Annotated in this window: 25 protein-coding genes; 17 read left to right on the forward strand and 8 right to left on the reverse strand. The window is 62.4% G+C overall.

All coding sequences use genetic code 11. The features are described from left to right. The first annotated feature begins 365 nt into the window (after nt 1-365). On the forward strand, nt 366-1,319 hold the full coding sequence (locus tag ACUTR7_RS01240) for an AEC family transporter (protein WP_063325991.1): 954 nt from the start codon (nt 366-368) through the stop codon (nt 1,317-1,319). Nucleotides 1,320-1,356: 37 nt separating this feature from the next. Here the strand turns inward: ACUTR7_RS01240 and pdxH are convergent, their stop codons facing one another. Next, the gene (gene pdxH / locus ACUTR7_RS01245) at nt 1,357-2,004 is read right to left on the reverse strand and encodes a pyridoxamine 5'-phosphate oxidase (protein WP_012205769.1); all 648 of its coding nucleotides are present in this window, start codon (nt 2,002-2,004) and stop codon (nt 1,357-1,359) included. Nucleotides 2,005-2,056: 52 nt separating this feature from the next. On the opposite strand from pdxH, the gene ACUTR7_RS01250 reads away from it, so the two are divergent. After that, nucleotides 2,057-2,629, forward strand: a complete 573-nt coding sequence (locus tag ACUTR7_RS01250; protein WP_445607896.1) for a nucleotidyltransferase family protein — start codon at nt 2,057-2,059, stop codon at nt 2,627-2,629. 2 nt (nt 2,630-2,631) lie between these two features. On the opposite strand, the gene ACUTR7_RS01255 is transcribed toward ACUTR7_RS01250, so the two are convergent. Then, entirely contained in the window at nt 2,632-3,198 is a 567-nt protein-coding gene (locus tag ACUTR7_RS01255) for a MarR family winged helix-turn-helix transcriptional regulator (protein WP_013802266.1), read from the reverse strand. Between the two features lie 243 nt (nt 3,199-3,441). Here ACUTR7_RS01255 and ACUTR7_RS01260 point away from each other — a divergent pair, with 243 nt between their 5' ends. Genes ACUTR7_RS01260 through ACUTR7_RS01280 form a run of 5 tightly spaced genes read left to right on the forward strand, consistent with a single transcriptional unit; the run spans nt 3,442 to nt 8,879 of the window. After that, nucleotides 3,442-4,425 carry a Bug family tripartite tricarboxylate transporter substrate binding protein gene (locus ACUTR7_RS01260; RefSeq protein WP_013802267.1) on the forward strand — a complete coding sequence of 328 codons (984 nt, stop codon included), beginning with the start codon at nt 3,442-3,444 and terminating at the stop codon, nt 4,423-4,425. Between the two features lies 1 nt (nt 4,426). Further along, complete coding sequence (locus ACUTR7_RS01265; protein WP_445607897.1) at nt 4,427-6,721, forward strand: xanthine dehydrogenase family protein molybdopterin-binding subunit; 2,295 nt, start codon at nt 4,427-4,429, stop codon at nt 6,719-6,721. Further along, a complete protein-coding gene (locus ACUTR7_RS01270; protein ID WP_445607898.1) occupies nt 6,714-7,610 on the forward strand; it encodes an FAD binding domain-containing protein in 897 nt (298 codons plus the stop codon). The genes ACUTR7_RS01265 and ACUTR7_RS01270 overlap by 8 nt, the downstream gene beginning before the upstream one ends. Beyond that, a complete protein-coding gene (locus ACUTR7_RS01275; protein ID WP_445607899.1) occupies nt 7,607-8,113 on the forward strand; it encodes a (2Fe-2S)-binding protein in 507 nt (168 codons plus the stop codon). Before ACUTR7_RS01270 ends, ACUTR7_RS01275 begins: the two co-directional genes overlap by 4 nt. Further along, on the forward strand, nt 8,103-8,879 hold the full coding sequence (locus ACUTR7_RS01280) for a CoxG family protein (RefSeq protein WP_445607900.1): 777 nt from the start codon (nt 8,103-8,105) through the stop codon (nt 8,877-8,879). Before ACUTR7_RS01275 ends, ACUTR7_RS01280 begins: the two co-directional genes overlap by 11 nt. Nucleotides 8,880-8,900: 21 nt before the next feature. On the opposite strand, the gene ACUTR7_RS01285 is transcribed toward ACUTR7_RS01280, so the two are convergent. Together ACUTR7_RS01285 and ACUTR7_RS01290 are read right to left on the reverse strand one after the other, a co-directional pair. After that, nucleotides 8,901-9,539, reverse strand: coding sequence for a superoxide dismutase family protein (locus ACUTR7_RS01285; protein ID WP_088165471.1), 639 nt, complete (start codon nt 9,537-9,539; stop codon nt 8,901-8,903). Between the two features lie 135 nt (nt 9,540-9,674). Further along, nucleotides 9,675-10,301 (reverse strand): gamma-glutamylcyclotransferase, encoded by a 627-nt coding sequence (locus ACUTR7_RS01290; RefSeq protein WP_013802273.1) that lies wholly within the window; start codon nt 10,299-10,301, stop codon nt 9,675-9,677. A 239-nt stretch (nt 10,302-10,540) separates the two neighbouring features. Between ACUTR7_RS01290 and ACUTR7_RS01295 the strand changes: the two genes are divergently transcribed. Beyond that, nucleotides 10,541-11,065: an OmpA family protein gene (locus tag ACUTR7_RS01295; protein WP_063325997.1), complete on the forward strand. Its 525-nt coding sequence runs from the start codon at nt 10,541-10,543 to the stop codon at nt 11,063-11,065. Nucleotides 11,066-11,152: 87 nt separating this feature from the next. On the opposite strand, the gene gloA is transcribed toward ACUTR7_RS01295, so the two are convergent. Further along, nucleotides 11,153-11,602, reverse strand: a complete 450-nt coding sequence (gene gloA / locus ACUTR7_RS01300; protein ID WP_043782039.1) for a lactoylglutathione lyase — start codon at nt 11,600-11,602, stop codon at nt 11,153-11,155. 333 nt (nt 11,603-11,935) lie between these two features. Here gloA and ACUTR7_RS01305 point away from each other — a divergent pair, with 333 nt between their 5' ends. From ACUTR7_RS01305 to ACUTR7_RS01315, 3 genes are all read left to right on the forward strand, one after another. Next, the gene (locus tag ACUTR7_RS01305; protein ID WP_013802276.1) at nt 11,936-12,592 is read left to right on the forward strand and encodes a response regulator transcription factor; all 657 of its coding nucleotides are present in this window, start codon (nt 11,936-11,938) and stop codon (nt 12,590-12,592) included. Nucleotides 12,593-12,720: 128 nt separating this feature from the next. After that, complete coding sequence (locus ACUTR7_RS01310) at nt 12,721-15,651, forward strand: ATP-binding protein (protein WP_445607901.1); 2,931 nt, start codon at nt 12,721-12,723, stop codon at nt 15,649-15,651. A gap of 63 nt (nt 15,652-15,714) precedes the next feature. Beyond that, on the forward strand, nt 15,715-16,410 hold the full coding sequence (locus tag ACUTR7_RS01315; protein WP_081816131.1) for a response regulator: 696 nt from the start codon (nt 15,715-15,717) through the stop codon (nt 16,408-16,410). Nucleotides 16,411-16,421: 11 nt separating this feature from the next. Here the strand turns inward: ACUTR7_RS01315 and ACUTR7_RS01320 are convergent, their stop codons facing one another. Both ACUTR7_RS01320 and ACUTR7_RS01325 read right to left on the reverse strand, forming a co-directional pair. Further along, complete coding sequence (locus ACUTR7_RS01320; protein ID WP_445607902.1) at nt 16,422-17,210, reverse strand: Hpt domain-containing protein; 789 nt, start codon at nt 17,208-17,210, stop codon at nt 16,422-16,424. Between the two features lie 259 nt (nt 17,211-17,469). Continuing rightward, nucleotides 17,470-17,745 (reverse strand): H-NS histone family protein, encoded by a 276-nt coding sequence (locus ACUTR7_RS01325; RefSeq protein ID WP_013802280.1) that lies wholly within the window; start codon nt 17,743-17,745, stop codon nt 17,470-17,472. A 505-nt stretch (nt 17,746-18,250) separates the two neighbouring features. Between ACUTR7_RS01325 and ACUTR7_RS01330 the strand changes: the two genes are divergently transcribed. The 5 genes from ACUTR7_RS01330 to ACUTR7_RS01350 all read left to right on the forward strand — a co-directional run bounded on the left by ACUTR7_RS01330 (nt 18,251) and on the right by ACUTR7_RS01350 (nt 24,598). Continuing rightward, entirely contained in the window at nt 18,251-18,538 is a 288-nt protein-coding gene (locus ACUTR7_RS01330; RefSeq protein ID WP_043782035.1) for a hypothetical protein, read from the forward strand. A gap of 628 nt (nt 18,539-19,166) precedes the next feature. Continuing rightward, a complete protein-coding gene (locus ACUTR7_RS01335; RefSeq protein WP_445607903.1) occupies nt 19,167-19,754 on the forward strand; it encodes a (2Fe-2S)-binding protein in 588 nt (195 codons plus the stop codon). Beyond that, entirely contained in the window at nt 19,751-22,051 is a 2,301-nt protein-coding gene (locus ACUTR7_RS01340) for a xanthine dehydrogenase family protein molybdopterin-binding subunit (protein WP_141831838.1), read from the forward strand. Before ACUTR7_RS01335 ends, ACUTR7_RS01340 begins: the two co-directional genes overlap by 4 nt. A 17-nt stretch (nt 22,052-22,068) precedes the next feature. Further along, nucleotides 22,069-23,400 carry a c-type cytochrome gene (locus ACUTR7_RS01345; RefSeq protein WP_013802284.1) on the forward strand — a complete coding sequence of 444 codons (1,332 nt, stop codon included), beginning with the start codon at nt 22,069-22,071 and terminating at the stop codon, nt 23,398-23,400. A gap of 82 nt (nt 23,401-23,482) precedes the next feature. Next, entirely contained in the window at nt 23,483-24,598 is a 1,116-nt protein-coding gene (locus ACUTR7_RS01350; protein ID WP_445607904.1) for an acyl-CoA dehydrogenase family protein, read from the forward strand. Between the two features lie 4 nt (nt 24,599-24,602). Here ACUTR7_RS01350 and ACUTR7_RS01355 read toward each other — a convergent pair whose 3' ends face one another. Next, nucleotides 24,603-25,229: a TetR/AcrR family transcriptional regulator gene (locus ACUTR7_RS01355; RefSeq protein ID WP_445607905.1), complete on the reverse strand. Its 627-nt coding sequence runs from the start codon at nt 25,227-25,229 to the stop codon at nt 24,603-24,605. Between the two features lie 142 nt (nt 25,230-25,371). On the opposite strand from ACUTR7_RS01355, the gene ACUTR7_RS01360 reads away from it, so the two are divergent. Then, nucleotides 25,372-26,427, forward strand: coding sequence for a sugar phosphate isomerase/epimerase family protein (locus tag ACUTR7_RS01360; RefSeq protein ID WP_445607906.1), 1,056 nt, complete (start codon nt 25,372-25,374; stop codon nt 26,425-26,427). Nucleotides 26,428-26,445 lie beyond the last annotated feature (18 nt).

Here is a 26,445-nt window from a genome sequence, read left to right on the forward strand (position 1 = left end):
CCATGCTGCGCGTGCTGGCCGAAAGGGCGCAGTGCCTGGTTGCCAGCCCCGCGTTGCTGCAGGCACATGGCCGTCCCACGGGTCCCGCCGACCTGGAGCGCCTGCCCAGCATAGACCTGGGGCAGCCGCAGAATGAGCACCGATGGGTGCTCAACGGCCCGGACGGTGCCCTTGCCGAGATCCGCCATCACCCGCGCGTACGCATCCCGGCGCGGGCAATTGCCCGCCGTGCGGCTGCTCATCGACCATCTGGCCCAGGCCTTCGAGGCCCTGGAAGAAGCCTGAATGAGGCAGGGCCTGGCCTGCGGCGCATAATCTGCGCGCGCCGCCAACCTGCGCAGGCGCAGCTTCCCGATCCCGCTTCAGTGAACTCTCCCGTCTTTGCCTCCCTCATCCCCGTCATTCTTTGCATTGGCGCAGGCTTTCTCGCCGCCCGCCTGGGCTGGGTGCGGGCCGCCGCCATCAAGGATTTGTCCAACCTCGTTTTCCTGGTGCTCACGCCGGCGCTGCTGTTCCGCACCATGGGCGCGGTGCGGGTACAGGAGCTGGACTTTCAGCCCGTGGCGCTGTATTTCCTGGCGACTGCGCTGATCTTCGGGGTGTCCATGGTCCTGGGCGGTTTTTCCACGCGTTCGGCCGCGCGGGGGCTGGCCAATATGTTCAGCAACACCGTCATGATCGGCGTGCCGCTGGTGGGGCTGGTCTACGGGGAGGACGGATTGGTGACGCTGTTCACCCTCGTTTCGCTGCACGCGCTGATTCTGCTCACGGCGGCCACCATCGTGTTCGAGCTGGCCGAGGCCCGCGAGCACCAGCGGTCGGGCCAGAGCGCCCCGCGCCCCATGTGGCGCACGGTGCTGCAGGCGGTGCGCAACGGCATCGTTCATCCTGTGCCGCTGCCCATACTCGCCGGCCTGCTGTTCGCACAGACCGGTCTGGCTCTTCCTGGCGTGGTGGATCGCTCCCTGCAGGTCTTGGGCCAGGCACTGGGACCCATGGCGCTGCTGCTGGTGGGGGTGACCCTGGCCTATACCAAGGTGGGGCAGAACCTGCGCGAGGCCGTGGGCATCGCGCTGGTCAAGAACCTGGTGCATCCGCTGCTGCTGCTTGCGCTGGCCTGGGCCTTCGGTCTGGGCGGCCTGCCGGTGGCCGTGATGTTCACGGCGGCTGCACTGCCCGTGGGGGCTAACGTGTTCCTGTTCACGCAGCGCTATGGCGTGATGCAGGAGGAAGTATCCGCCAGCATTGCGGTGTCCACGGCGCTGGCCTTGCTTACCGTGCCGCTGATGCTGTGGCTGGCCCAGCGTCTGCTGGGCTGACGGTTTTCAGCAGGAGCAGCGCCGGCAATCCGGGGGATCAGGGCGCCAGGCGCTGGCGCAGCCAGGTTCCAGCTTCCAGCTGGTAGCACAGGCGGTCGTGCAGCCGGCTCTTGCGGCCTTGCCAGAATTCCCAGCGCTCGGGCACCAGCCTGAATCCGCCCCAGTGCGGCGGGCGCGGCGGGTTCAGCAGGAATTGCGCGCCGTACTTGGCCGCATTGGCCACCAGCACGCTGCGGCCGCTGATGACCTGGCTTTGCGGACTGGCCCAGGCACCGATGCGCGAGTCCAGCGGGCGGCTGTTGAAGTAGGCATCGCTTTCGGCATCGCTGACCTTTTCCACGCGGCCCTCGATGCGCACCACGCGCTCAAGCTCCACCCAGTGGAACTGCAGCGCTGCAAACGGATTGCCCGCCAGTTGCTGGCCCTTGCGGCTGTCGTAGTTCGTGTACCAGACCAGGCCGCGCTCGTCATAGCCCTTGATGAGCACGATGCGCGTGCTGGGCCGCAGGTCGCCGCCCACGGTCGCCAGCGTCATGGCATTGGGCTCGGGCACCTGGGCACTCAGGGCTTCCTGCAGCCATTGGTCAAACTGCTGCAGCGGATCGGCCAGGGAGGCCGATTCGCTCAGTTCCGCGCGCTCGTAGCTTTTGCGCAGATCGGCGATCGAGGTGGAAATGCTGCTCATGGCCTGCATTGTGCCTGCGCCCGACCTGCCATTTGCTGCGCTAGAGTTGCGCATGCTCAGAGACTTCAAAGGCCGCCCCTGCGTGATCATCCTCGCCTCGGGCCGTGGCGAGCGTTTCCGCGCGTCGGGCGGCACCATGCACAAGCTCGCCGCGCCGCTGGGCGGCAGCACCGTGCTGGAACACACACTGGCCGCCGTCCGCGCCAGCGGCCTGCCCTGGCATCTGGAAGATGCGGGCCACCCCGGAATGGGCGATTCGCTGTCAGCGGCCGTGCGTGCCACAGCCGATGCGCCAGGCTGGCTGGTCTTGCCGGCCGACCTGCCGCTGGTGAGTCCACAGACCTTGCTGAAAGTGGCCGATGCATTGCATGCGGGGGCCCGAGCCGCCCAGCCTGTCCATCAAGGCGAGCGTGGACATCCCGTGGGTTTCTGCGCCGCATGCGGCGCGGCGCTCATGGCGTTGAGCGGAGAGAAGGGCGGGGCGCCTGTGCTGAAGGCGCTGCGCGAAGCCGGACATGTGGTTCAGGTCGATGTGGACGATGCTGGTGTGCTCATCGACATCGATACGCTGGACGATCTGGCGCGCGCTGAGGTGTTGCTGCAGAACCGGCCTGAAGTGGGCTGAATTCAGGCTTCGCCGTCTGCCGTAGCGGGGCCGCCTTCGGTCGCTGGGTCGGCTTGGCTGCCTTGGCAATAACCGCGCAGTTTGAGCAAGGCCCGATACATCACCTCCCGTTCCTCCTGCGTCAGCGCCAGCAGAGCAGCGGCCTGGTGTTGCCGGGCCACGGGCATCACCTCGTCATGCAACTGCCGGCCCGCAGGCGTGATGGAGCACAGGATCTTCTTGCGTGGAGTGGAGCCTTGCGCCAGCAGGGCCACCAGGCCGCGTTCCTCGAGCAGCCGCAGCGCCCGGCTCACCAGGGCCTTGTCCGAAGTGGATTGCACCACCAGCGCGCTGAACGGCAACTCGCCTGCATGCGCGACAAGGGCCAACAGCCGCCACTCCGAAACCGTCAAGCCCGCCGTATCGGCATAGGGCACGGTGATGGTGCGCCGCAGCGCATTGCCCACCTGGCTCATCAGCGTGGTCAGAAAGGCATCGACGGTCAGGCTGCTGCCTGCCTCGTCAAGGTGGGTCCAGGGATTGCCTGCGGGCGTGCTGGGCACAGGGAGAGGAGAAGGTGGGATGGACATGTTCCCATCCATTGTTTCACAGGCTGCCTGACGTTTGTCTTGTGGAATTTCTTTGGAGAAATCAATAGAGGTCAATCGGTGTTTTCGGTAAGTTGATTCATCAACTTACTGGAGAAAATCGTCATTGATTCTTTTGAGGATCAATGTTTCATAAGTGAATCGTATAAATTCATCCCATAGCCAGCCCCAGCTGCCATGCCCGTATCTGACCGATGCATGTCCGCGCTTTCAAAGGAGCCAGTGATGACACCCCATCGTCGGCAAGGCCTGACCATTGCAGCATTGGCTTTTGCCACCGCTGTCTGTGGTCCGGCATTTGCACAGGACTACCCCGCCAGGCCGATCACCGTGGTGGTCGCCTATCCCGCAGGTGGTGACACGGACGCCATGGCGCGCCTGTTCGCCGAAAAGCTCACGTTGCGTCTGCGCCAGCCCGTGGTGGTGGACAACCGGCCCGGGGCGGGCGGCACCGTGGGCAACAACCTGGTTGCGCGGGCCGTGCCCGATGGCTACACGCTGCTGTTCACGCCCAACCCCTTCACCATCGCCCCCATGGTGATGAGGCTCCCTCCTGCCGCGACCTATGACCCCTTGAAAGGTTTCACCCCCGTGGTGCAGACCGCCAGCCAGGCCGTGCTGCTCGTGGCCCATCCCTCCACGGGATTCAAAAGCGTGGCCGACATGGTGGCTGCGGCCAAGGCCGGCAAGACGCTCAGCTACGCCAGTCCCGGCGCAGGCTCGCCCATGCACATAGGTGCCGAGTGGCTGAACCGCGCTGCCGGAGTGAGCATTCAGCATGTGCCCTATCGCGGCGTGGCACCGGCCGTCAACGATGTGGCAGCGGGCCATGTAGGACTGGCCTACGTCACGCTGGGGCCGGTGGCCCAGTACATCCAGGCGGGCAAGCTGCGCGCGCTGGCCGTGACCGACCCGAAGCGTTCGCCCCTGCTGCCCGATGTGTCTTCGCTGGCGGAACTGGGCTACAGGGACATCGCCGCGGGTGCCTGGAATGGCTTCTTCGCGCCCAAGGGCACGCCGGCCGCCGTGGTGCAGACCTTGAACACCCATCTCAACGAGATCCTCAGGATGCCGGAGGTGGCGGCAAAGATGGCCACCTTCGGTGCCGTGCCCGTGGGCGGGTCGCCGCAGGTGCTGGCCGATGTCAACGCTGCCGACTACGAGCGCCTGGGCAAGGTGATCCGCGAACTCGGCATCACCGCTGAATGACATGAATACCTCGAATTCCACGCTGGGCCGCGAGACGGCGCAGGTCACGGCGCTGTCCAAGGTACTAGGTCGTGCCCAGTACGCGGGCGACCTCAAGCTGCCGGGCATGCTGCATGCCAAGCTGTTGCGCAGCCCCTATCCGCATGCGCGCATCGTGCGCATCGACATTGCTGCAGCGCGTGCGCTGCCCGGTGTGAAAGCCGTGCTGACCGGGGCAGATGCACCGCGCACGCCCTGGGGCGTGAGCCACAAGGAGCGGCGCATCCTGGCCGACGGCCTGGTGCGCTTTGCGGGGGAAGAGGTGGCAGCCGTGGCTGCCGCCACAGAAGAGATCGCCCGCGATGCGCTGGACCTGATCGAGGTCGAGTACGAAGAACTGCCCGCCATCCTGTCGCCCGAGGAAGCCCTGGATGAAGAAGCGCCCGGCGTTCATCCGGGCCGGGGCAACATCGCCCACGAGATCCGCTTCGAGCGCGGCGATGCCGATGCCGGATTCGCCGCAGCTGATCTGGTTCACGAAGCCACGTACACCACGCATGCGCAGTACCCGGGCTACCTGGAACCCATGGCAACCCTGGCCTCCATCGACGCCGATGGCCGCCTGTTGGTACAGACCTCCACGCAGTCGGTTTTCCTGGCGCGTGCCCGGCTGGCGGCGGCGCTGGAGCTGCCGGTGTCCGCCATTCGCGTGGTGCAGGCCACCACGGGCGGCGGCTTTGGCGGCAAGATCGTCGAGGACGACAACCAGCTCGTGGCGGGTCTGCTGGCCCTGCGCACCGGGCGGCCCGTGCGCCTGGTCAACAACCGGCTGGAGGACTTCCTGGCCTGCTGCTCCAGCGTCCCCGAGCGCATCACGCTCAAGCTGGGCATGGCGCGTGATGGCCGCATCCTCGCCAAGCAGGTGCACATCGTTGCCGAGTGCGGTGCCTATGCGGGTCTGTCGGCCGAGGTCATGCACGTCAGTGCCATGCGCAGCGACAACATGCACAGGCAGGGCAACGTCCGATCGCACGCCACCCTGGTCTATACCAACAACCCGCCGCACGGCGCGTTCCGCGGCTTTGGCGGTACGCAGATGCTGTTCGCGCTCAACAGCCACATCCACATCATGGCCGAACAGCTGGGGCTGGATCCGGCCGAAGTCCACAAGCTCAATGCAGTGGAAGTCGGCGACGTGACAGTGCATGGCTGGAAGATCGGCAGCGCCGGCCTCAAGGAGTGCATAGACCAGGCCACCGATGCCATCGACTGGCGCGGCAAGCGCGCCCGCCCCCGCCAGGCCCTTGGCGCCCGCCGCAGGGGTGTGGGCATGGCCGCGGCCATGCATGTCAGCGGCAACCGCACCATGGGCAACTGGGACGGCTCCACCGTGGTGGTGCGCATCCATGAGGATGGCCAGGTGCTTGTGCTCAGTGGCGAGTGCGACATGGGCCAGGGCGCGGCCACCATGCTCAGCCAGATCGTCGCCCATGAACTCACGCTGCCGTTGTCGCAGGTCCGCGTGGCCGCACCCGACACGGACAGCACGCCCTTCGCCATAGGCTCGCTGGCCTCGCGCGTGACCATGGCTGCAGGCAATGCCGCCATAGGTGCCGCGCAGGCGGCCCGCAGCAAGCTGCTGGCCCTGGCCGCCGTCGTGCTGGAGGCGCAGGTCGACGACCTGGAGCTGGCCGATGGTCAGGTGCGCGTGCGCGGCACCGACCGTGCGGCAGGCATGGCCGAGCTCGCACGCCAGCACATCTGGCGCCATGGCGGCGAGGGCATACAGGTCAGCCACACCTGGGATGCCCAGACGCAGATGCACGACGCCCAGCTGCACGGCAACATCGCGCCGGCCTATTCCTTCGCGGCCCAGGCAGTGGAGGTCGAGGTCGATACGGAAACCGGCCAGGTCCGGGTGCTTGACAGCTATGTGGCCGACGACTGCGGCAAGGCGCTGAACCCCGTCGCCATCCATGGGCAGACCAACGGGGCCACCGTCCAGGCCATGGGCTGGGCCCTTTACGAGCAACTGCACCTGGAAGGCGGGCGCCTGGCCAACGGCAACTTCGCCGACTACACCATGCCAACGGCCGACGCCGTGCCCTTGCTGCGCGGCGGCTTTGTCGAGTCCAACGACCCCAACGGCCCCTATGGCGCCAAAGGGGCCAGCGAAGCCGCCATCCTGCCGGGAGCGCCTGCCATCGCCAACGCCGTGTACGACGCCATCGGCGTGCGCATATGCGATCTGCCGATCACGCCCGAAAAAATCCTGGCGGCGCTGCGCGCACGCGCCGAGGAGGGCCGTCATGCATGACTTCGACTTCCTGGAGCCCACCTCGGTGGCGGAGGCCAGCCGGTTGCTGGCCGAACTGGGCGAGGACTGCCGCGTGATCGCCGGCGGCACGGCCTTGATGCTGGGCATGCGCCAGCGCATGCTCGCGCCCACGCACCTGGTCTCGCTGGCTGGCATCGATGCGTTGCGCGGCCTGGACTTCGACCCGGTGCGTGGCCTGCGTATCGGCGCCATGGTGCGCCATGCCGAACTGGCGGCCTCGCCGCTGGTGTCGCATCACTATCCTGTCCTGGCCGGCATGGCGCAGCGCATGGCCAACCCGCAGGTGCGCAATCAGGGCACGGTGGGCGGCAATCTCTGCTATGCCGACCCCTCCACCGACCCGCCCGGCTGCCTGATGGCATTGGGCGCCCAGATCGTGCTGGCCAGCGCAAGAGGCGAGCGCCTGTTGGACATCGAGGACTTCCTGGTCGACTACTACGCCACGGCGCTGGAAGGCGACGAGATCGTCAGCGAGATCCGCGTGCCGCCCATGGGGCAAGGAGACGACCGGCGCAGCGGTGTGTACACGCGCTTTCTGCGCACAGCGGCCGAACACCGGCCGCTGGCCAGCGTGGCCCTGGTGGCGCACACCGCCGGGGGCATCTGCCGCGACGCGCGTCTCGTCGTGGGCGCCTCTACGCCCATACCCGTGCGCCAGCGGCGCGCCGAGGGCTTTCTTGAAGGCCGTGCCCTCACCTGGGCCTTGGCGGCCGAGGCGGGTGACATCGTCGCGGCCGACATCACACCGGTTTCGGACCTGCGCGGCTCGGCGGATTTCCGCCGAGAAATGGTGCGCGTCAACGTGCGGCGCACCGTGGCCGAACTGTTTGGACTGGACCTGGCACTGGAACAAGGAGAGCTGGCATGAGCCGACATCGCATCGAATGCACCGTCAACGGCGAGCCCTGCAGCGTGGACGTGCCTGCGCGCCGGCTGCTGTCGGATTTTCTGCGTGATGACCTGCACCTGACGGGCACCAAGCGCGGCTGCGAGACGGGCGTGTGCGGCGCCTGCTCGGTGATGCTGGATGGCGAAGTGGTGAAGTCCTGCCTGCTGCTGGCCGTGCAGGTCCAGGGCCGCGCGCTCACCACCATCGAAGGCCTGGCCGACCGTATTGCTGGGGGTGCGGGCGCAGACCCGTCACAACGGCTGCACCCGCTGCAGCAAAGCTTCATGCAATGCGGCGGCCTGCAGTGCGGCTACTGCACACCGGGCTTCATCATGGCCGCCTGCGATCTGCTGGGGCGTAACCCCCTTCCCGGCGCGGACGAAGTTCGCCATGGCCTCAACGGCAACCTGTGCCGTTGCACGGGCTACACCCAGATCGTGGAATCGGTCCTTGTGGCCGCGGAGAAAATGCATGGAAATTGAGAAAACCCTGACTGTTTCGGCCTCGCGAGAGCGGGTATGGGCCTTGTTGCTCGATCCCCAGGTCATGGGAGGTGCCGTGCCGGGCATGCAGTCCATCGAAGTGGTCAGCCCCACCGAATACGTGGCGGTGATGCACCAGAAGATCTCCTTCATCAGCGCCAGATTCAAGCTGCGCACACGCATCGTCGAGCAACGCGCTCCCGAGTATCTGCGCGTGGAAGGAACGGGAGAAGACACCTCGGTGGCCAGCTCGCTCAAGCAGCGCAGTGAAATCTTCCTGAGCGCCACGCCGGATGGAGGCACCGAACTGCGCATCAAGATCGACGTGGACCTGCTGGGCCGTCTGGGCGCCTTCGGCCTGAGCGTGATGAAGACCAAGGCCGACCGAATATGGGAGGAGTTCGGTAACAATCTGGCCGCGCGGCTCGAAGGCGGGGGAGGGGAGCCCGCTGCGGGCGAGGCGACCATGCAGGCGCCTGCACCTGTCGTGCCCGCGCCGGCCTCCGAGCCAGCCAGGGAAACGGTGGTGCAAGCCCGGAATTCGCCAGCACCAGCGCCAGCTTCGGAGCTCTGCTCCACGGCCCAAGACCTGCGGGGCCGTGGCTGGTGGGGGCGGCTAATCGGCAGCTTGAGCGGTGAGGGCAGCGCGGGCGCTGCCGACACCATTCATGTCGAGCTGCGCCGTGGCGATACCACGGTCAGCGTCCAATGGCCGGGCGCGCGCGCCGAGCAGTGCGCGGCGTGGCTGCGCGACTGCCTGCGCTGAACGCAGACCCGGCCGAGCACATCATCCGCGCGTGATCACCGCACAGGCCAGGCGCGCGCCCGAGTTGCCGGTGGGTTGCGTGGTGTAGTCGTCCGGGTCCTTGTGCACGATCAGGCCACGACCCACCACGCTGTTGGGGCCCTGGTCCAATGCCAGGCCGCGCGACACGAAGTCGATGCTTGCCATGCCTTGCGCATCGGATCGCAGGCTGGGCAGGTCACCCGTGTGATGGGTCGAAGAATCGAAGCGGCCATGGGCCTGGCCGGTCGGGTTGAAGTGGCCGCCCGCGCTCAGGCCGTCAGGGCTGGAGCAATCGCCTTTTTCATGGACGTGAAAGCCGTGCTCGCTGTTCGGCGCCAACCCCTGGACGGAGCCTTGCACGCGCACGCTGCCATCGGCCTGTGCCGTGAACTGCAGGCTGCCGCTGACCTTGCTGCCTTGCGTGGGCTGCAACTGGGCCATGGCCACATTGCGGGAGGCGGGCGCTGTCGTGACGGCTGCCGGGGTCGATGCGGAGGCTGCGGCAGGAGGCTTGGCCTGGCTGCCACAGGCGCCCAGGGCCAGCACCATGCCCGCAGCCATCAACAGCTTCACGGCGGTGGACGGGGTGGAGGGCTGCGAAGTGGCGGCGTGGCTGGATTGGGAAGCGTTCAAAGGCATGGCGGCAATCTCCTGGTTGGAATGGGAACTGAAAAAGTCACGGGGGCGCACGGCGCGCAGCCGCCATCATGCAGCGTGCGATACGGCGGCCATGTCGGAGAGCACAGCGTTCTGTGGCCGTGCGCGGCGATGGCGTCAAACGGAGCCTTGCCGCGCGCCTGCGTCGGGCTGGCCCGCGTAGCTGAGCAGGCGCTGGAGCGCGCGGTCACGGATGCCCAGGCGCTTGAGCTCATCGAAGGTTGCGCGCGCATAGTCATGCGTGCTGCCGTAGATGCCCTTGGCCTCGCTGAAAATGCGGCGATAGTCCTCGGGCGCCAGTTCGCCCGTGTGATTGGGGCTTTGCCGGGACAGCGTGAACGCCAGCGCCTGCACCGTGCCCTGGCCGGTGCGGCAGGGCAGCCAGCGGGGGTCATAGACGGCATTGGCCATCTCGCGCTGCCACAGCTTTCTCATGACGTCATGGCCGTGGTGCCGGGGAATGCGGAACACCATGCCCTGGCAGCTGCCACCGGACAGCATGCCAAAGACCAAGCCAGGGTTCTGGGGCGTGCCGCGGTTGATGGTGCTCCACATCTTCAGCGCCCGGTGCCAGCCAAAGACACGCGCCGTGCGGCGTTCGCAGAAATCGAAATCCGGCCGCCAGATCAGCGAGCCGTAGCCAAAGATCCAGAGGTCATCGCTCCCGCCCCATCGGTGCAGCGCCTCGTCCAGCATGGGCTGTGACTCTCGGCGGGCGAATGAAAATTCTGGCAGGGCGGACATGGGCGCGGCAGCATGAAAGAACAATGACGTTTTAACGCCTGGACGTCCAAACGGTGCACAAGCGCGTGCTTTGCCCTTGCAGGGCTGGTCTTCTGTCTCCGCCGCACCACAGTTTTTGCCGGCCGTCAGTGCGGGGTTTGGGCGTGGCGCGGGGCCCTCGACGGTGGCCCTCTACAATCCACCGGTTTTTCGCAGTCTTTCTGGTTTTCATCCAACAGCTCATTCACGGAGAGTGCTTCATGTCCTTCAGTCATTCCGACGACGACAGCCAACAACGTTTTGCCCTGGGTTTCCTGTTCGCGCTGATTGCGCTCGTCGTCTCCACGGTCGTTGGCGTCGTCGTCTACCAGCGCGGCATTGCGCATGGCCCGGCGAAGATGGCAGGCGGCGCTTCCCCTGTGGCAGCAATGGTGCCCGTGGTCTTGGAGGAAGATGTGGCCCGCGTCGTTGTCGAAAACGGCGTGGTCAAGTTCTACTTCGCATCGGCCAAGGCCGAGCTGGCCGCGGGCGCCAATGAAGCGCTGGCCGACGTGGTCGCCGGTGTAAAGGGCGGCAAGCGCGCCGTGATCTCGGGCTACCACGACGCCACGGGCAGCGCCGAACTCAACGCCGAACTGGCCAAGAAGCGCGCCCTGGCAGTCCAGGCAGCCCTGTCCGCGCTGGGCGTGGCTGAGGAAAAGGTCGAACTCAAGAAGCCCGAGCAGCTGCAGGCTGACGGCAGCAACGCCGAAGCCCGCCGCGTGGAAGTGATCCTGGTGGACTGAGCCTCAGCCTTGCCGCTGTAAACGGCCAAAAAGAAAAGGCCCGGAGCGATTGACGCTCCGGGCCTTTTCTTTTGATGGCTGCGTCGATCAGGAATTGCGCAGCGGGTCGAACTTCGCGTCACCGTCAGGCTGGGTCCCGGCGTGGGCTCGCGAATTCTCTTGTATGAGTTCGATCTTGTAGCCGTCCGGATCCGTCACAAAGGCAATCACCGTGGTGCCGCCCTTGACGGGGCCTGCCTCGCGCGTCACGTTGCCGCCGGACGCCTTGATCTTCTCGCAGGCGGCATACGCGTCCGGCACGCCAATGGCGATATGGCCGTAGGCGGAGCCCATGTCATAGGACTCGGTGCCCCAGTTGTAGGTCAGCTCGATCTCGGCTTGGGCCGGGTTGCCGCCCTCGAAGCCCAGGAAGGCCAGGGAGTATTTGTACTCCGGGTTCTCGGAGGTCCGCAGCAGCTGCATGCCAAGAACCTGTGTGTAGAAATCGATGGAGCGCTGGAAGTTGCCAACGCGCAGCATGGTGTGGAGGATTCGCATCCCTCGATTGTGCCGGGATTCCGCCATCTCTTCAGCCGCCCGCCAAGCGCCGCAGTGATCTCATCGCGCACAAGTCTGGCGCCTTCCCGCAGATCGGGCACTTCAGGTCCTGACGGCATCTGGCCCGAATCCATTCAACCATTGATTCAACTGTCTGTTGAATTCTAGGAGTGTGCCCTAGGACTGGTACCCGATTTTTCGGCAATAAATCTTGCAAATCAGACAAATCTTAGATTTTTGGATTGAAAAATCAGACAAATCCAATTAAATCCTAGTAGCCGGCTGCCTAGAATAGGAATGTTCTTCGTGCGAATTATTTTAATTTTTTGAGTCATGAAAAATTTCGTCTTGCGGATATTAATTGCCGATGACCATCCGGCAGTTCTGGCAGGCATAGAAAGTGTTTTGGAGGATAAGCATGAAATAGAGATTGTAGGTCGAGCGAAAAACTCCACGGAAATCATAAGCTTTCTGAAGAAAAACGAATGTGATGTTCTGGTAACTGATTACTCCATGCCCGGTGGAACCTACGGTGATGGTCTGGTGATGCTGAATGTCATTCGGAAAAGATTTCCAAGTGTCAAGATCGTCATGCTGACAATGATCGAGAATATTGGAATCATCAAATCTCTTACCAACCAAGGAATCTACAGAATTGTCCATAAAACGGATTCTTTGGGAAGTCTGCTGCCCGCCATCTACGCTGCATACACGGATGGTCAATTCATATCTCCCAGTGCAAGCAAGCTGCTGGGAGGAGAATGGCTGGGTGCGGTGCGGACATCGATAGAACTCTCAAAACGGGAAGAAGAGGTTCTGCTTCTTTTCATCTCTGGCATGACGGTGTCCGAGATAGCCAAAAAGCTCTATCGCAGTATCAAGACGGTCAGCACGCACAAGGTGGCTGTCATGAACAAGCTGGGTATACGCAAGGACATTGATCTCATTCGCTATGGAATTGAGATGGGCTGGATTGACGTAAGAAAATAGATGCAGAAATGCATCGTCATTGCCGCAGACGATCCGACCAAGCTCCATGCCATCCGCAGCTTGCAGAGATTTCTTTTATTACATGAGGAGATCCACAGCCTGATCGATGGTTGTATCTTGATGCCCAGATGGAAATATACAAAAAAGAGGCTGGAGAAAAGGAAGAGCTCCACCTTCTGACCAAATACAACAAGACACTGCTTTTTGGCGGTGGCCTGGTTTTCTCTCTTCTTATCATTGTTTTGGCAATGCTTGCGGCTTTGTTCGAGCTCAATGACTTCATGGAGGAAAGAAGAGCCGTATTCCAGAGCAAGAGAACCCGGGTTCTGGTGGAAATAGAAACAAAGCAAGTCATTATGATGCGAGGAATCATTGCATCAGAGTTGCTTTGGGGACAGACGCACACATCTCATCCCGGTGTCTTTGCCGGGGCAGATGCTGTGATGGCAGGGGTGAGTCCTGTGGTATTGCTTGAGAATAAGATCAACAAGAATGTACACAAGCACTACAGAGATATGTTGGGAGAGCTGGCATATTTGGCAAATTCCAGCTTTCTTCAAAATGGAAGAGCAATATCTGCCTATGTCTTCAGTCCGGACAGATCGTTCATAGGCGTCCTTGTGCCGCAGGTGCCAAACGAGCATGAGCGAAAAGACATGCTCTTGAAACTCAGGGAACAGATTTCGACTTTGCCTGAGGATAGCGGCACCATCACTCCGTCCGTCCAGCTGCGTCATCCCATATGGCTGCCTCCGAGTAAAAGCATTCTGACTGGAGAGATGTCATTTCAGATTGTTGTCTCGGCTTTCCAAGATGGAAAGCCATTTCTCACGGTGGTGAGCGACATGCCGACTCAATATATTGAGAGCCTTATGCAGCAAGGTGAAGGCAGGAACTCCTTATTTATTATTGATTCTCAAGGCAACGTTGCGTTGGGTGGGGAGGGGATCGGCGATGCAATAGGGGATTTTTTTGATATCGAGGCGTCGAAATTTCACGGAGGACTGATAAGTAGATATATTTTGAGCAAGTATGGTGCCGTCTATAAAAATGGATATTTTTATTACTATTCGAGAATATCAAATACGAACATGATACTTCTCCAGGTTTTTTCCTGGAAAGATGCCGTGTATTTAAATGGGAAGTCCCTTGTATATTTGCTATTTTCATTGATATTCATCATTTTTTTCTGGTGTTTTTTGATATATTTTTATGATAGGGTTTTTATTCCAATATATGGGAAAGCCAAAAATGTTTTTGACACGGAACATCTAAGCCGCACCATCATTGCCATGGCGCCTTATGGACTTGGTCTTCTTGATTTCAAGGAAAAGAAGATGCTGTTGGAAAACAGCATGATGTACAAGTACAAAGAAAGCATGGTGTTGGATGATAAGTCTGCTGGTGAGCGGTTGATTGAATATTTTCTCAGATTCTACGGTGAGAAATATCTGAGTGGAAAAAAGACTGAATATTTGCCGGTAGTCAGCGAAGTCGTGGTCTCTTACAACGGAACAGTTGCAGAGCTTTCAGTGATCATGGTGAAGGCAAAATATCAGGGGAGGCATGTTCTGCTGTGTGGATTTGCCGATATCACTGCACACAAGCAGGTGCAAAGAAATCTGGAAGATGCCAAAAAGGCGGCAGAAGAGGCAAACCAGGAAAAATCTTCTTTTCTTGCTGCCATGAGCCACGAGATACGCACGCCACTGAATGCAATATTGGGCAATCTGGAAATACTGGGAAGAAGCTCCATGTCAGAAGAGCAGCAAACCAGGCTCACCACCATATCATCTTCATCCCATTCTCTTTTGACGCTGCTGAATGATGTTCTCGACTTCTCGAAGATCGAGTCTGGTCAGATGAGTGTGGAATTTGCCAGCTTTGATCTCAAGTCTGTGATTCGGCAGGTGGCTGCCATTTACAAACCGCTGGCTGCGGAATTAGGTATAGGATTTTCCTTGATCATTGACCATTCGCTGAGGGAGGGATATATAGTAGATGGCGAGAGAATAAAGCAAATCCTCAACAATCTTCTCAGCAACTCCTTGAAATTCACCAAGGCTGGCAAGATTGACGTATTTGCATCAGACAGGGCCGGTGAGCTCAAGATCAAAGTGTCAGATACCGGGATAGGCATTCATCCCTCGCAGCACCCCTTCATCTTTGACGCATTCAAGCAGGCAGGCTCGGATATAGCGGCGGAATTTGGTGGTACGGGGCTGGGCCTGACGCTGTGTCAGCGTATGGCACATCTCATGGGCGGGGAAATCCGGTTCTTCAGCGTGCCGGGAAAGGGCAGCATTTTCGAATTGACCTTGCCCGCATGCCACGCCCAGCCTGTTCCTGCTTGCTTGGGTTGGGACCATGGCGATGTCATGCTTGCAAACGATGAAAGCGCAGGTTATGGCGCAAGGATTCTCATCGTCGATGATCACCCGGTCAATAGGCTGCTGCTTCTGGATCAGCTGAAAATCCTCGGCTTCGAGGCGGAATCTGCAGAAGGCGGGGAATCCGCATTGCGAATGATGTCGCAGAATATCTATGACCTGGTCCTTACGGACCTGCAAATGCCTGGAATGAGCGGTTATGTACTTGCTCAGCGCATCAAGCAGAATTATCCGGGAATTCCTGTGGGAGCAATAACGGCACATGCAGGCAAGCAGGAAAAATTCAAATGTGCAAAATTTGGCATCGCAGATATTCTTGTCAAGCCGGCCTCCTTGAAAAACCTCAAGGAATTCATTGGGAAAAATATAGGAAAGTCTGGCAAGGGTGTCGCTGAAGCTGCGGAAGTTCCGGGCAGCAGATTGCCCTATCGTGATGTATTGATTTCAGCAACCGAAAGCTCATTGGCTGCGTTGAAAAAGCATTTGCTGCAAGGGGATCTGATGGCTGTGCATCGTGAAATTCATGCCATGAAAGGATCATTTGCGGTGGCTGGGCTGAAGGATAGAGTGGAAGATATGGACCGATTATCATCTCTTGTCAATATGCGGCGCCTCCGTGCAGTGGATGATGCCCTGACTGACCTGCTGGAGAACCTGAGAGATATCTGATGAGCCGTGGTGCAATGATGCTGCACTGAACGATTGTGTTTATTCCGTTGATGGCGCCAAATCATGTTTTCCAATATGAATCATAGAAAAGATTTGAATATATCCGTACTGCTGGCCGATGATCATCCTGGAATCATCTCAGGCATTCGGCATGAGCTGTCTTCCGAGCTGGAAATCCTGTTGAAAGCCAGTGTTTCAAATTCAACCGATCTGGTGAAAAAGTTGGATGAGGGTGGCTTTGACGTGCTTGTGTCGGATTACTCCATGCCCACGGGTCAATACGGAGATGGCTTGAATCTGTTTGGCTATATATCCAGAAGATTTCCTAACCTGGGTTTGGTGGTTCTGACCATGCTGGACAATTCGGCCATTCTCCAGGCGCTGGGCAAGGTGTCGAACATCAGCATCGTGAGCAAGGCGGACCCGGTGCTGCATCTGGTTCCAGCCATTCATGCCGCCTATACAGGAGGGACATACTTCTCTCCGGCCATTTCCGAGCGACTGGAAAAAATGAATGCGGGTGTCATGGGAGGCGAAGGAAAATCACCGGGGGTGCTCAGTCCCAAGGAATCGGAGGTGGTAAGGCTTTATGCGGCCGGTTTGCGTATCGACGAGATCGCGGCCAAGCTGAACAGAAGCAAGAAAACCATCAGTACCCAGAAAGTCAAGGCCATGCACAAGCTTGGAATTGAACGGGACATTGATCTGATGAAGTATGCCCTTGAGTGCGGATGGGTGACCTCATCGAGATCTCAATGATGACCGGTTCTTTATCTGCCGTTCAAGGTCCGTATTTCTTCCAGGAGCTGGTCAAGCTGCAGTTCCAGCGCCAGCAGCGAATGCGCATGGTGCATCAGCCCATCATGGTTGATGCCATTTTCCAGGCCGGCGCAGTGTATTGACAGCTCAGTCAGGTCAAAAAATCGCAGTGAACCGGAAAGATTGTGCAGCTCTCTTTGCACATCCTTGCGATTCTTGCTGGATTTGATGATCGCCAGCGACGAACGTGCAGACTCCAGAAAGGCCGTTCTGATGGGGGCCGGGATCTGTTGAAAATGGGCGACGTCATCGGTCGACGAAATGCGGCCGCTGTTGGCAGGCCGGGGCTGAACGGCCAGTTGCAGTGCATCAAAGAGGCCCTGCAGCGAACGCCAGGAGACTTCGATGATGCGGGCGTTGATCACCTTGGGTTGCAGGGGGTGATCAGCCTCGCATTCGATGATGCTTGCAGCTCCTGCCACCAGGCGGTTTTCATCCTTGGGATTCCAGGACGTTTTCGATCCGCAAAGCACAACAACCTGGAACTTCTGGAGGCGATCCTGGCGAATGGCCGTGGGATGGTGGCAGGCGGTGGTCGCCAGGCCCCAACTTTTGAGGTGCGGGAGCAGATGGGCGTGCAGTTCATCGGATGACGAGATGAACAAAACCTGCTCGCCTGAAAATGACAAAGCGGAGGAGGGGGGCTCTTCTGTGGTGGTTATCGATTCGGCGGCAGTCGAGAACTTTTCAGAACGGTATGGTGTGGGTGAACTGTCCAAGGTGGATGTCTGTTTTTTCATGGGTGGCCGAGCATCTGGCGCCGGCATCTGCAGCCAGTCACTCGCTGGAGGCTTCAGATCCGGCTGGAAGATTGGACCACGGCATCCGTCCATGGTGCACGTTTAAGGACATGTCCATAGAGCATTCTTGTTTCACCTGCGCGGCACCTGGCCTTGGAAGCCCAAGCCCGGGAATTCAGGTGTGGCAGCAAGTGCCGCCAGAATGAAAAAAGCCTGCAGAGAACTGCAGGCTGTTTTCATGGAGGCGTTTATCCAGGCTTCAGATGGCGAACTGGGCGCGATCCTTGTCCTTGATCCAGGCAGGGGGCTTGCCACGGCCGGTCCAGGTGTCACCGGTTTCGGGATTGCGGAACTTGGGGGCCACGGTGGAGGGGGCGCGGCGTGCCGTGAAGATGTCGTCGGCAGTCAGGCCGTAATCCTGAACCAGACCGCGAATCTTGGCGATCACATCACTGACTTCTTGCTTGCGTGCTGTCTGGATCTGGGCCTCGAGTGCCTCGCGCTGTGCCAGAAGTTCTTTGTATGTGGTGTTCACGGTAGTTTGCCTTTCATGGATTGAAGCGCGAATATTAACGGTTTTTTAAGAACAAGTTTGCATGCTTTCGATCATTTTCTCCTATGACTGCCATTGGCCGTCCTGACCGTGTTCAAAATGACCGGTCAACGCCAGGTAAAGGCCATGTAAAGAGCTGGCAGTTATGGGGCGCTGTATGTTCCGGAGCCCTTCAAAATCCTGTATGCCCTCGCTTTCAGGTTTGAAGCGCGGTGGTTCACAGGAGTGAGTGACCGGCTGCGAAGGAGTTTGGGCTTATTGAAGGGGATGTGAAAGGCGATGCCGTGATCAAACTGCACCGCACATTGGAAATTCTTGAAGTCCAGTCTGTACGCTGCTTGCCAGCGGCTTTTTGCGTGGGGTTTGGGGGAGGATGGCGAGCGGACTGCAAGCGAAAGATGAGGGTGTTGGTGTTCCCGTGACATCCTTCGCAAAAGACACGCGTTCTTGCCTACAAAACTGTTTATTCATACAGTATGATGCGGCCATGAGCATCGATCAGATCGCCTTCGCACTCCCCGCAGTCCTTGCCGTCTGGCTGTCGCAGTCCCGTTCCGTTGCCCTGCGGCGGTGGGCCTGCCTTCTCGGCCTGGGATGCATGCCTTACTGGATATATGTGGCCCTGTTGGCCGGGCAATGGGGCATGTTGGCCTTGGCAGGCGCCTTTGCGCTGGGCTGGCTCAAGGGGCTTTGGGTGCACTGGCTGGCACCTCGTCGGCGTGAGGCCGTGGGCTCGGGCCTGGGCACCATCCAGATCACGCCGGGCACCCGTTGACGGCTGGGCCGCTGGTCCGCGCCTTGTGTTCATCGATGCTGCAGGCGGGCGCGTGTTTTACGGGTGCTGTGCATGGCGTGCTTGGGAATTTCAAGCGTTCTCACTGGAATTTGATGCAGATAAAAGCCGAGTGTTTTGCTTGGTTGGTGTGATGGCCGTGCCGATGCGCCGGCTGCCAGGGTGGCCTGCTGTCTTTATGCCCAGCCGTGCATGGCTGCAAGACTGGCCCGGGGCTGTGATGCAAGGATTTCTGCCCTTTGTGCACTGTGGTGGTGCACATCTTTCGGGGCTTGGTGCAGGTTTCCGGATCGGCTGGTAGCGCTGTGTTTTTGTGGATATTTCCGATCTGTATGGTGAGTTATGTGAGCAAAAAGCCACGGAGTTTGCGGGTCTGTGCAGGTCCTTGGATGGACGCCAGCTGGCAGTGATGGGCAAGTCCGAGGCATAGAATCGTTTGCATACAACAGGCAGTCATCTATCAGAGTTGCCTCTAAAAACCACGTGAAAACAGCCCACCCCGTTGGCGGTGGGCTTTCTTTTTCGGGCTTGGCCGCGGCGAGCCCGTCGCCTGATTTTTCAGTGCGCACCTATGGTTTGCACCTGTTGTCAACCACAAGGTTTGCACACGATGAAATTCACTCTCAACCAACAAGAGGTCGAGATCCAGGGCGTGAGCCCTGAGACGCCGCTGCTTTATGTGCTGCGCAACGACATGCAGCTCAACGGTCCCAAGTTCGGCTGCGGCCTGGGCGAATGCGGCGCATGCGCCGTGCTGATCGACGGCAAGGTGGCCCGCTCCTGCTCCGTTCCCGTGAGCGTGGTCCAGGGCATGAAGGTCACGACGCTGGAAGGCCTGTCCCAGGACGCGACCCAGGCCGAGCACGCCCGCGTGGCGCGTGACTGGGAAGCAGCCCGTCCGGCCGCCGTGCCGGGCATGCCTGCCGGCAAGCCCGCAGCCGATGCACAGGGCAAGGCTGTCTACCGACTGCATCCTGTGCAGCAGGCTTTCATTGACGAGCAGGCCGCCCAGTGCGGCTACTGCACCAACGGCATGGTCATGGCCCTGGTGGCCTTGTTCGACCACAAGCCCACGGCCACCGACGAGGAAGTCACCCAGGCCCTGTCCGGCCACCTGTGCCGCTGCGGCACGCATGTGGAAATCATGCGTGCGGCTGCTCGCGCCCGCGTGCTGATCGCCCAGGGAGGTGCAGCATGAGTGCATCCAACCCCCTTCAACTGACGCGCCGCAACCTGCTCAAGCTGGGCGGCATGGTCATGGTCAGCTCGGTGGCGGCCGCTGGCCTGGTGGCTGAAAGCACGGGTACGGCGCCCGCCGTGGCCGGCGCCTTCCCCATTCCCCCCATTGACCGGGTGAGCAGCTTCATCGCCATTGGCGCGGACGGCAGCGTCACGGCCTACCACGGCCACGTGGACCTGGGCACGGGCATCCGTACCTCGCTGGCGCAGCTGGTGGCCGACGAACTCGATGTGGAGTTCGAACGCATCACCATGGTGCTGGGCCACACGGGCCGCACGCCCAACCAGGGCCCGACCATTGCCAGCAACACCATCCAGGTGGATGCCATTCCCATGCGCAAGGCCGCCGCGCAGGTGCGCCAGCTGCTGCTGGGTCTGGCTGCCGAGAAGCTGCAGCAGCCCGTGTCCGCACTGACCACGTCCAAGGGCGCGGTGGTGGCCAAGGGCGGGCGACGCATCGGCTACGGCGAACTGGCCCAGGGCCAGGACCTGAACATTGCGCTGGACAAGGAAGTGCCGCTGCGCACCGGCGGTTTCAACTACATCGGCAAGTCCGTGCAGCGCGTGGACATTCCGGCCAAGGTGCTGGGCGCGCTGGCCTATGTGCACGATGTGCGCGTGCCCGGCATGCTGCACGGCCGCGTGGTGCGCCCGCCCTATGGCGGTGCCGATGCGTCGGCTCCGCTGGGCAGCAGCCTGATCTCTGTGAACGAGCAGTCGGTCGCTCATCTGCCGGGCATCGTCAAGGTGGTGGTGCAGGGCGATTTCGTGGGCATCGTGGCCGAGCGCGAAGAGCAGGCCATTGCCGCCATGCGCCAGCTGGAGGTGAAGTGGAAGGACTGGGCCGGCGTGCCCGACCTGTCGCTGAACGCCATGCACGACACCCTGGTCAAGCACGAGAAGACCGACCGCATGCTGCGCGAGGACGCGGGCATTGACGAGGCCTTCTCGGGCGCCAAGAAGGTGATCGAGGCCGACTACGTCTGGCCCTACCACCTGCATGCCTCCATCGGCCCGTCCTGCGCCGTGGCCGAGGTGTCCGCCAGCCAGATCCAGGTCTGGACCGGATCGCAGAACCCGCACGACGTGCGCAAGGACATCGCCACGCTGACCGGCATGGCGGCCGACCAGATCAATGTGACGCGCCTGGAAGCCTCAGGCTGCTATGGCCGCAATTGCGCGGACGACGTGGCATCCGACGCCGTGCTGCTGTCGCAGGCCGTGGGCCGCCCGGTGCGCGTGCAGCTGATGCGCGAGCAGGAAGCCGCCTGGGAGCCCAAGGGTACGGGCCAATTGATCCGCGTGCGCGGCGGCCTGGACGAGAACCATGCCGTGCTGGGCTACGAGCTCAAGACCTGCTACCCGTCCAACGATGCGGCGGCCCTGGCCCTGATCCTGACGGGCAAGGTGCCCAACAAGCCCAAGGTGCTGCAGATGGGCGACCGTACGGCCATCCCGCAGTACGAGTACCCCAGGATGCGCGTGGTCTCGCAGGATGCGGCGCCCATCGTGCGCGCGTCGTGGATGCGCGGCGTCTCGGCCCTGCCCAACGTCTTTGCCCATGAATGCTGGATCGACGAATGCGCCTACCTGGCCGGTGAAGACCCGCTGGCCTACCGCCTGCGCTACCTGAAGGACCCGCGCGCCGTGGCGCTGACGCACGCTGCGCACAAGCAGGCCGGCTGGCAGGATGGCCCGGCCCACCGCAACCCCGCGCCGGCCGACCAGCGTCTGGTCAAGGGCCGCGGCTTTGCCTATGCCCGCTACTACCACAGCAAGTTCCCTGGCTACGGCGCGGCCTGGGCCACCTGGATCTGCGACGTGACCGTGGACCGCGAGACCGGCGTGATCAAGGTGGACAAGGTCTTTGTCGCCCATGACTGCGGCGAGATGGTCAACCCTGCCGGCGTGCGCCACCAGGTGCACGGCAACATCATCCAGTCCACCAGCCGCGTGCTCAAGGAGTACGTGACCTTCGACAGCAAGGGCGTGACCTCGCTGGACTGGGGTGGCTACCCCATCCTGCGCTTTGACGAGCTGCCCGAGATCGACGTGCAACTGGTCGAGCGCCCTGGCGAAGACCCCATGGGCGCGGGCGAATCTGCCTCCGTGCCCAGCGCCGCCGCTGTCTCCAACGCCGTGTTCGACGCCACCGGCGTGCGCCTGCGCGAAGTGCCGTTCACCCCGGCACGCGTGCTGGCCGCACTCAAGGCACAGGCTGCCGATGCAGCCCCGGCCGACAAGGCACAGAACTGAGAGCGGAGGACCGGAACATGCACACACTCAAGAAAATCACCCTCGGCGTGGTCGGCCTGGCCGCCGTGGCCGGCGCCGCCTTCTGGCTGGCCACGGGCCGCAGCGAAATCGCGCCCCTGCAGCAGATCCCGGTGCAGGAATTCAGCCAGCAGCAGATCGACCAGGGGCGCCGCCTGGCGCACATGGGCGACTGCGCGGTCTGCCACACGGCCCCGGGCGGCCAGCGCAACGCAGGCGGCCTGGCCATGCCCAGCCCCTTCGGCACCATCTACTCGACCAACATCACGCCCGATGCCGAAACCGGCATCGGCCGCTGGTCGTATGAGGCCTTCGAGCGCGCCATGCGCCATGGCGTGGACCGCGAGGGCAACTACCTGTACCCCGCCTTCCCGTACACGGCGTTCACCCGCGTGACCGATGAGGACATGAAGGCGCTGTACGCCTTCCTGATGACCGAGCCGGCTGTCTCCAACGAGGCACCCAAGACCGCGCTGAACTTCCCGTTCAACGTGCGCCGAGGGCTGGCCCTGTGGAATGCGCTGTACCTGGAGCCGGGCGAGCAGCCCGCGCCCGCCAACCAGTCGGGCGAGTGGATTCGCGGCGCCTACCTGGTCGAAGGCCTGGGCCACTGCGCGGCCTGCCACTCGCCGCGCAACCAGTTCGGCGCCGAGAAAAAGGGTGCCGACCACCTGGCCGGCGCCTTCATCGACGGCTGGGATGCGCCCGCGCTCAACGACAAGGCCGTGGCTCCGCTGCCCTGGACGCGAGAAGACCTGGTCCGCTACATGCAGACCGGTTTCTCGGAGCGCCACGGCGTGGCCGCTGGCCCCATGGCGCCCGTGATCGAAGGCCTGTCCCACCAGTCGGCCGAGGACATCAACGCCATGGCCACCTACCTGATGTCGTACCGCAAGCCCGTGGCAGACGCCGCTGGCGCAGGGGACGCCCAGGCCCTGGTGAAGGAAAAGACCGAGGTTGCCAAGCTGCCGGTCGACGCCCAGGGCTATCGCCTGTACCAGGGCGCCTGCATGGCCTGCCACCGCGCCGACCCCAGCGGCGTGCTGGCCGGCAGCAGCTTCGGCGTGCGTCCCCAGCTGTCGCTGAACACCAATCTGTATAGCGACTCGCCGACCAACGCCATCCATGTGGTGCTCAACGGCATCACGCAACCGGCGCGCCCGCAGCTGGGCACCATGCCCGCCTTCCGCCACAACCTCAGCGACGATCAGATCGCCACGCTGCTCAACACCATGCGCAGCCAGTACGGCCTGCAGCCCTGGGCCGGCCTGAGCGACAAGGTCAAGGCCCTGCGCGAGGAAACACGCCCCGGCAAGGTGGCGGCGCACTGAGCCTGCGCTGCGTCATCTGCGCAGCCTGTGCGCTGCGCTAGGATGGCAAGGGACCGCTGTGCCCACAGCGGTCCCTTTTTTTATGGTGACCCGCAAGATGACAAGCCACATACCCGATTTCCCCCTGCTGACCGGCGCCAACCGCCAATGGCTGGATGCACGTGCCCAGGCGCTGGATGCCGGCAACGGCGAGGCCACGGCCGCCGTCGTGCCCTATCTGGCCGAAGCCGGGCTGCTGGGCCACGGCTTGGCTGATGCCTTGGGCGGGCAGGGCGGAAGCGCCGGCGATGCCATCGAGGCGATTGCCCAGGTGGCCACGCACTCCATGTCCGCCGCCTTTGCCTTCTGGGGCCAGCGCGTGCTGATCGAGATGCTGGCGAACACCGGCAATGCAGCCCTGTGCGAGCGCTGGCTGCCTGCGCTGCTGGCGGGCGAGGCGGCCGGTGCCTCGGGGCTGTCCAACATCATGAAATTCCTCAGCGGGCTGGAGGCACTCAACATCCGCGCCACGGCCCGGGAAGGCGGCGGCTGGCTGCTCAACGGCAGCGTGCCCTGGTGCACCAACCTGCGCGGGCCGCGCTTTCTGGCCGCCATTGCCGTGGCGCGTGACGACGGCGCGCCGCCCATGATCGTGGCCCTGCCGTCCGATCGCCCCGGGCTGGAGCGCTCACCGGATCTGGAGCTGATTGCCCTGCGCGGCACCAACACCGCTGCCTTGCAACTCAAGGACGTGGCCATCACCGAAGACGATCTGCTGGCCGAGCGCGCCGGCGGATTCCTGCCGCGTGTGCGCCCGGCCTTCCTGGGCATGCAATGCGGCCTGTCCATCGGCCTGGCGCGCGCGGCGTGTGCGCAGGCCGCCTCGCGCATGGGGCAGGGCGGGCATGTGCTGCAGCAGCCGCTGGACGATACCCGCAGCCATCTGGAGCAGGCGGTGGCGGCACTCAAGGCCGGGGTAGAGGCCGGCGATTTCGTGGAGGCGCCCGAGCGGCTTTTCGCGCTGCGCCTGGCCCTGCACGACTGCGTGCAGCAGGCCATGCAGCTGGAGCTGCAGACGGCCGGCGGCCGCGCCTACAGCCTGGATGCGGACGATGGCTTTGCCCGCCGCTGGCGTGAGTCGGCCTTCATCCCCATCGTCACGCCCAGCGTGATCCAGTTGCGCGCCGAGCTGCAAAAACTGCAAAAGCTCGGCGCCTGACGGCTCAGCCCGCCTTGGCTGCGGGCGTCAGCGCCGGCTCCAGCGCCGTGTCCAGCAGCAGCAAGGCGGTTTGCACTGCAGCCAGCAGCCGCTGGCGCGGCACGCCATCGCGGGCCTGCACGGAGATGCCATGCAGTTGCGTGGCATAGAAATCGCCCAGCGCCTGCACATCGGTGCCTGCGCGCAGCTCGCCTTCATCCAGCGCCCGTTGAAGGCGGTCGATCAGGGACTGCGTGCGCTGGCGGCGGTGTTCGGCCAGCCAGGCGGCGACTGCCTCGTTTTCCTCGGCGCAATTGGTGGCGGCGGTGACCACCATGCAGCCCAGCGGATGGGCATCGTCCGTATAGGTGGCCACGGCATCGCGCAGCACGCGGGCCAGGGCGTCGCGCACACGCGGCTCCTGGGCCATGGCGCGGTCGGCAAAGCCGCCATCACCGGCCTCGTAGCGCTGCACGGCCTCGCGGAACAGGTCCTGCTTGCTGCCGAAGGCCGCATAGATGCGCGCTGACGCAATGCCCAGCGCCTGCACCAGGTCGGCCATGGACGTGCCCTCGTAGCCTCGCCGCCAGAACGCCAGCATGGCGCGCTCCAGCGCCTGGTCTCGGTCAAATTCCCTGGGTCTTCCGGCCATCTTCCTCATCCTTCTCAACAGTCAGGGCGGCATCTTAGCGGCGCCGTGATGCTGTCTTGCATCGGCTTCGCAAAAGCAGCCGCATTGGCGTGATACTATTATTTGTCGATCAACAAACAATAGCTCAACGCAAGGAAACCACATGCAGACCATCAAGGGCCCAAGCCTTCATCTGGCGCAGTTCGCCGACAACAAGGCACCGTTCAATTCCCTGGAAGACATCGCACGCTGGGCAGCCGGCGTGGGCTTCAAGGGCCTGCAGATTCCCGCCTGGGACCAGCGCCTGTTCGACGTGGCCACGGCCGCCAGCAGCCAGACCTATTGCGACGATGTCAGCGGCATGCTGGCCTCGCACGGCCTGGTGGCCAGCGAGCTGACCACGCACATCTTTGGCCAGCTCGTGGCCGTGCACCCGGCCTACGACGCCATGTGCGACAGCTTTGCGCCCGAGGCGCTGCGCGGCAATCCGGCCGCACGCACGGCCTGGGCGCTGGAGCAGCTCAAGCTGTCGGCCAGTGCATCGCGCCGCATGGGGCTGAGCGACATGGGCACGTTCTCGGGCTCGTTCGCCTGGCCCTATCTGTTCCCGTTTCCGCAGCGCCCGGCCGGCCTGATCGAAACCGCCTTCGAGGAGCTGGCGCGCCGCTGGCGCCCCATCCTCGACGCGTGCGACGAGCAAGGCGTGAACCTGTGCTACGAAATCCACCCCAGCGAAGACCTGCACGACGGCACCAGCTTCGAGCGCTTCCATGAGCTGGTGGGCCAGCACGCGCGCTGCAAGATCCTGTTCGATCCCAGCCATTTCGTGCTGCAGCAGCTCAACTACCTCGACTACATCGACATCTACCGCGAGCACATCCGCATGTTCCATGTGAAGGATGCGGAGTTCCTGCCCAGCGGGCGCCAGGGCATCTACGGCGGCTATTCCTCGTGGCTGGAGCGGGCAGGGCGCTTCCGTTCGCTGGGTGACGGGCAGGTGGACTTCAAGGCCATCTTCTCCAAGTTCGCCCAGTACGACTACCAGGGCTGGGCCTCGCTGGAATGGGAGTGCTGCCTCAAGGACCAGGAAGACGGTGCGCGCGAGGGCGTGGACTTCATCAACCGCCACATCATCCGCGTCACCGACAAGATCTTTGACGACTTCGCCGGCGCCCCCGTGGACCAGCGCCAGATCAACGCCATGCTCGGCATCGCCTGAGCTCGCCCGCAGCCAAAG

It is taken from the genome of Delftia sp. NA_296.1, assembly GCF_052692095.1.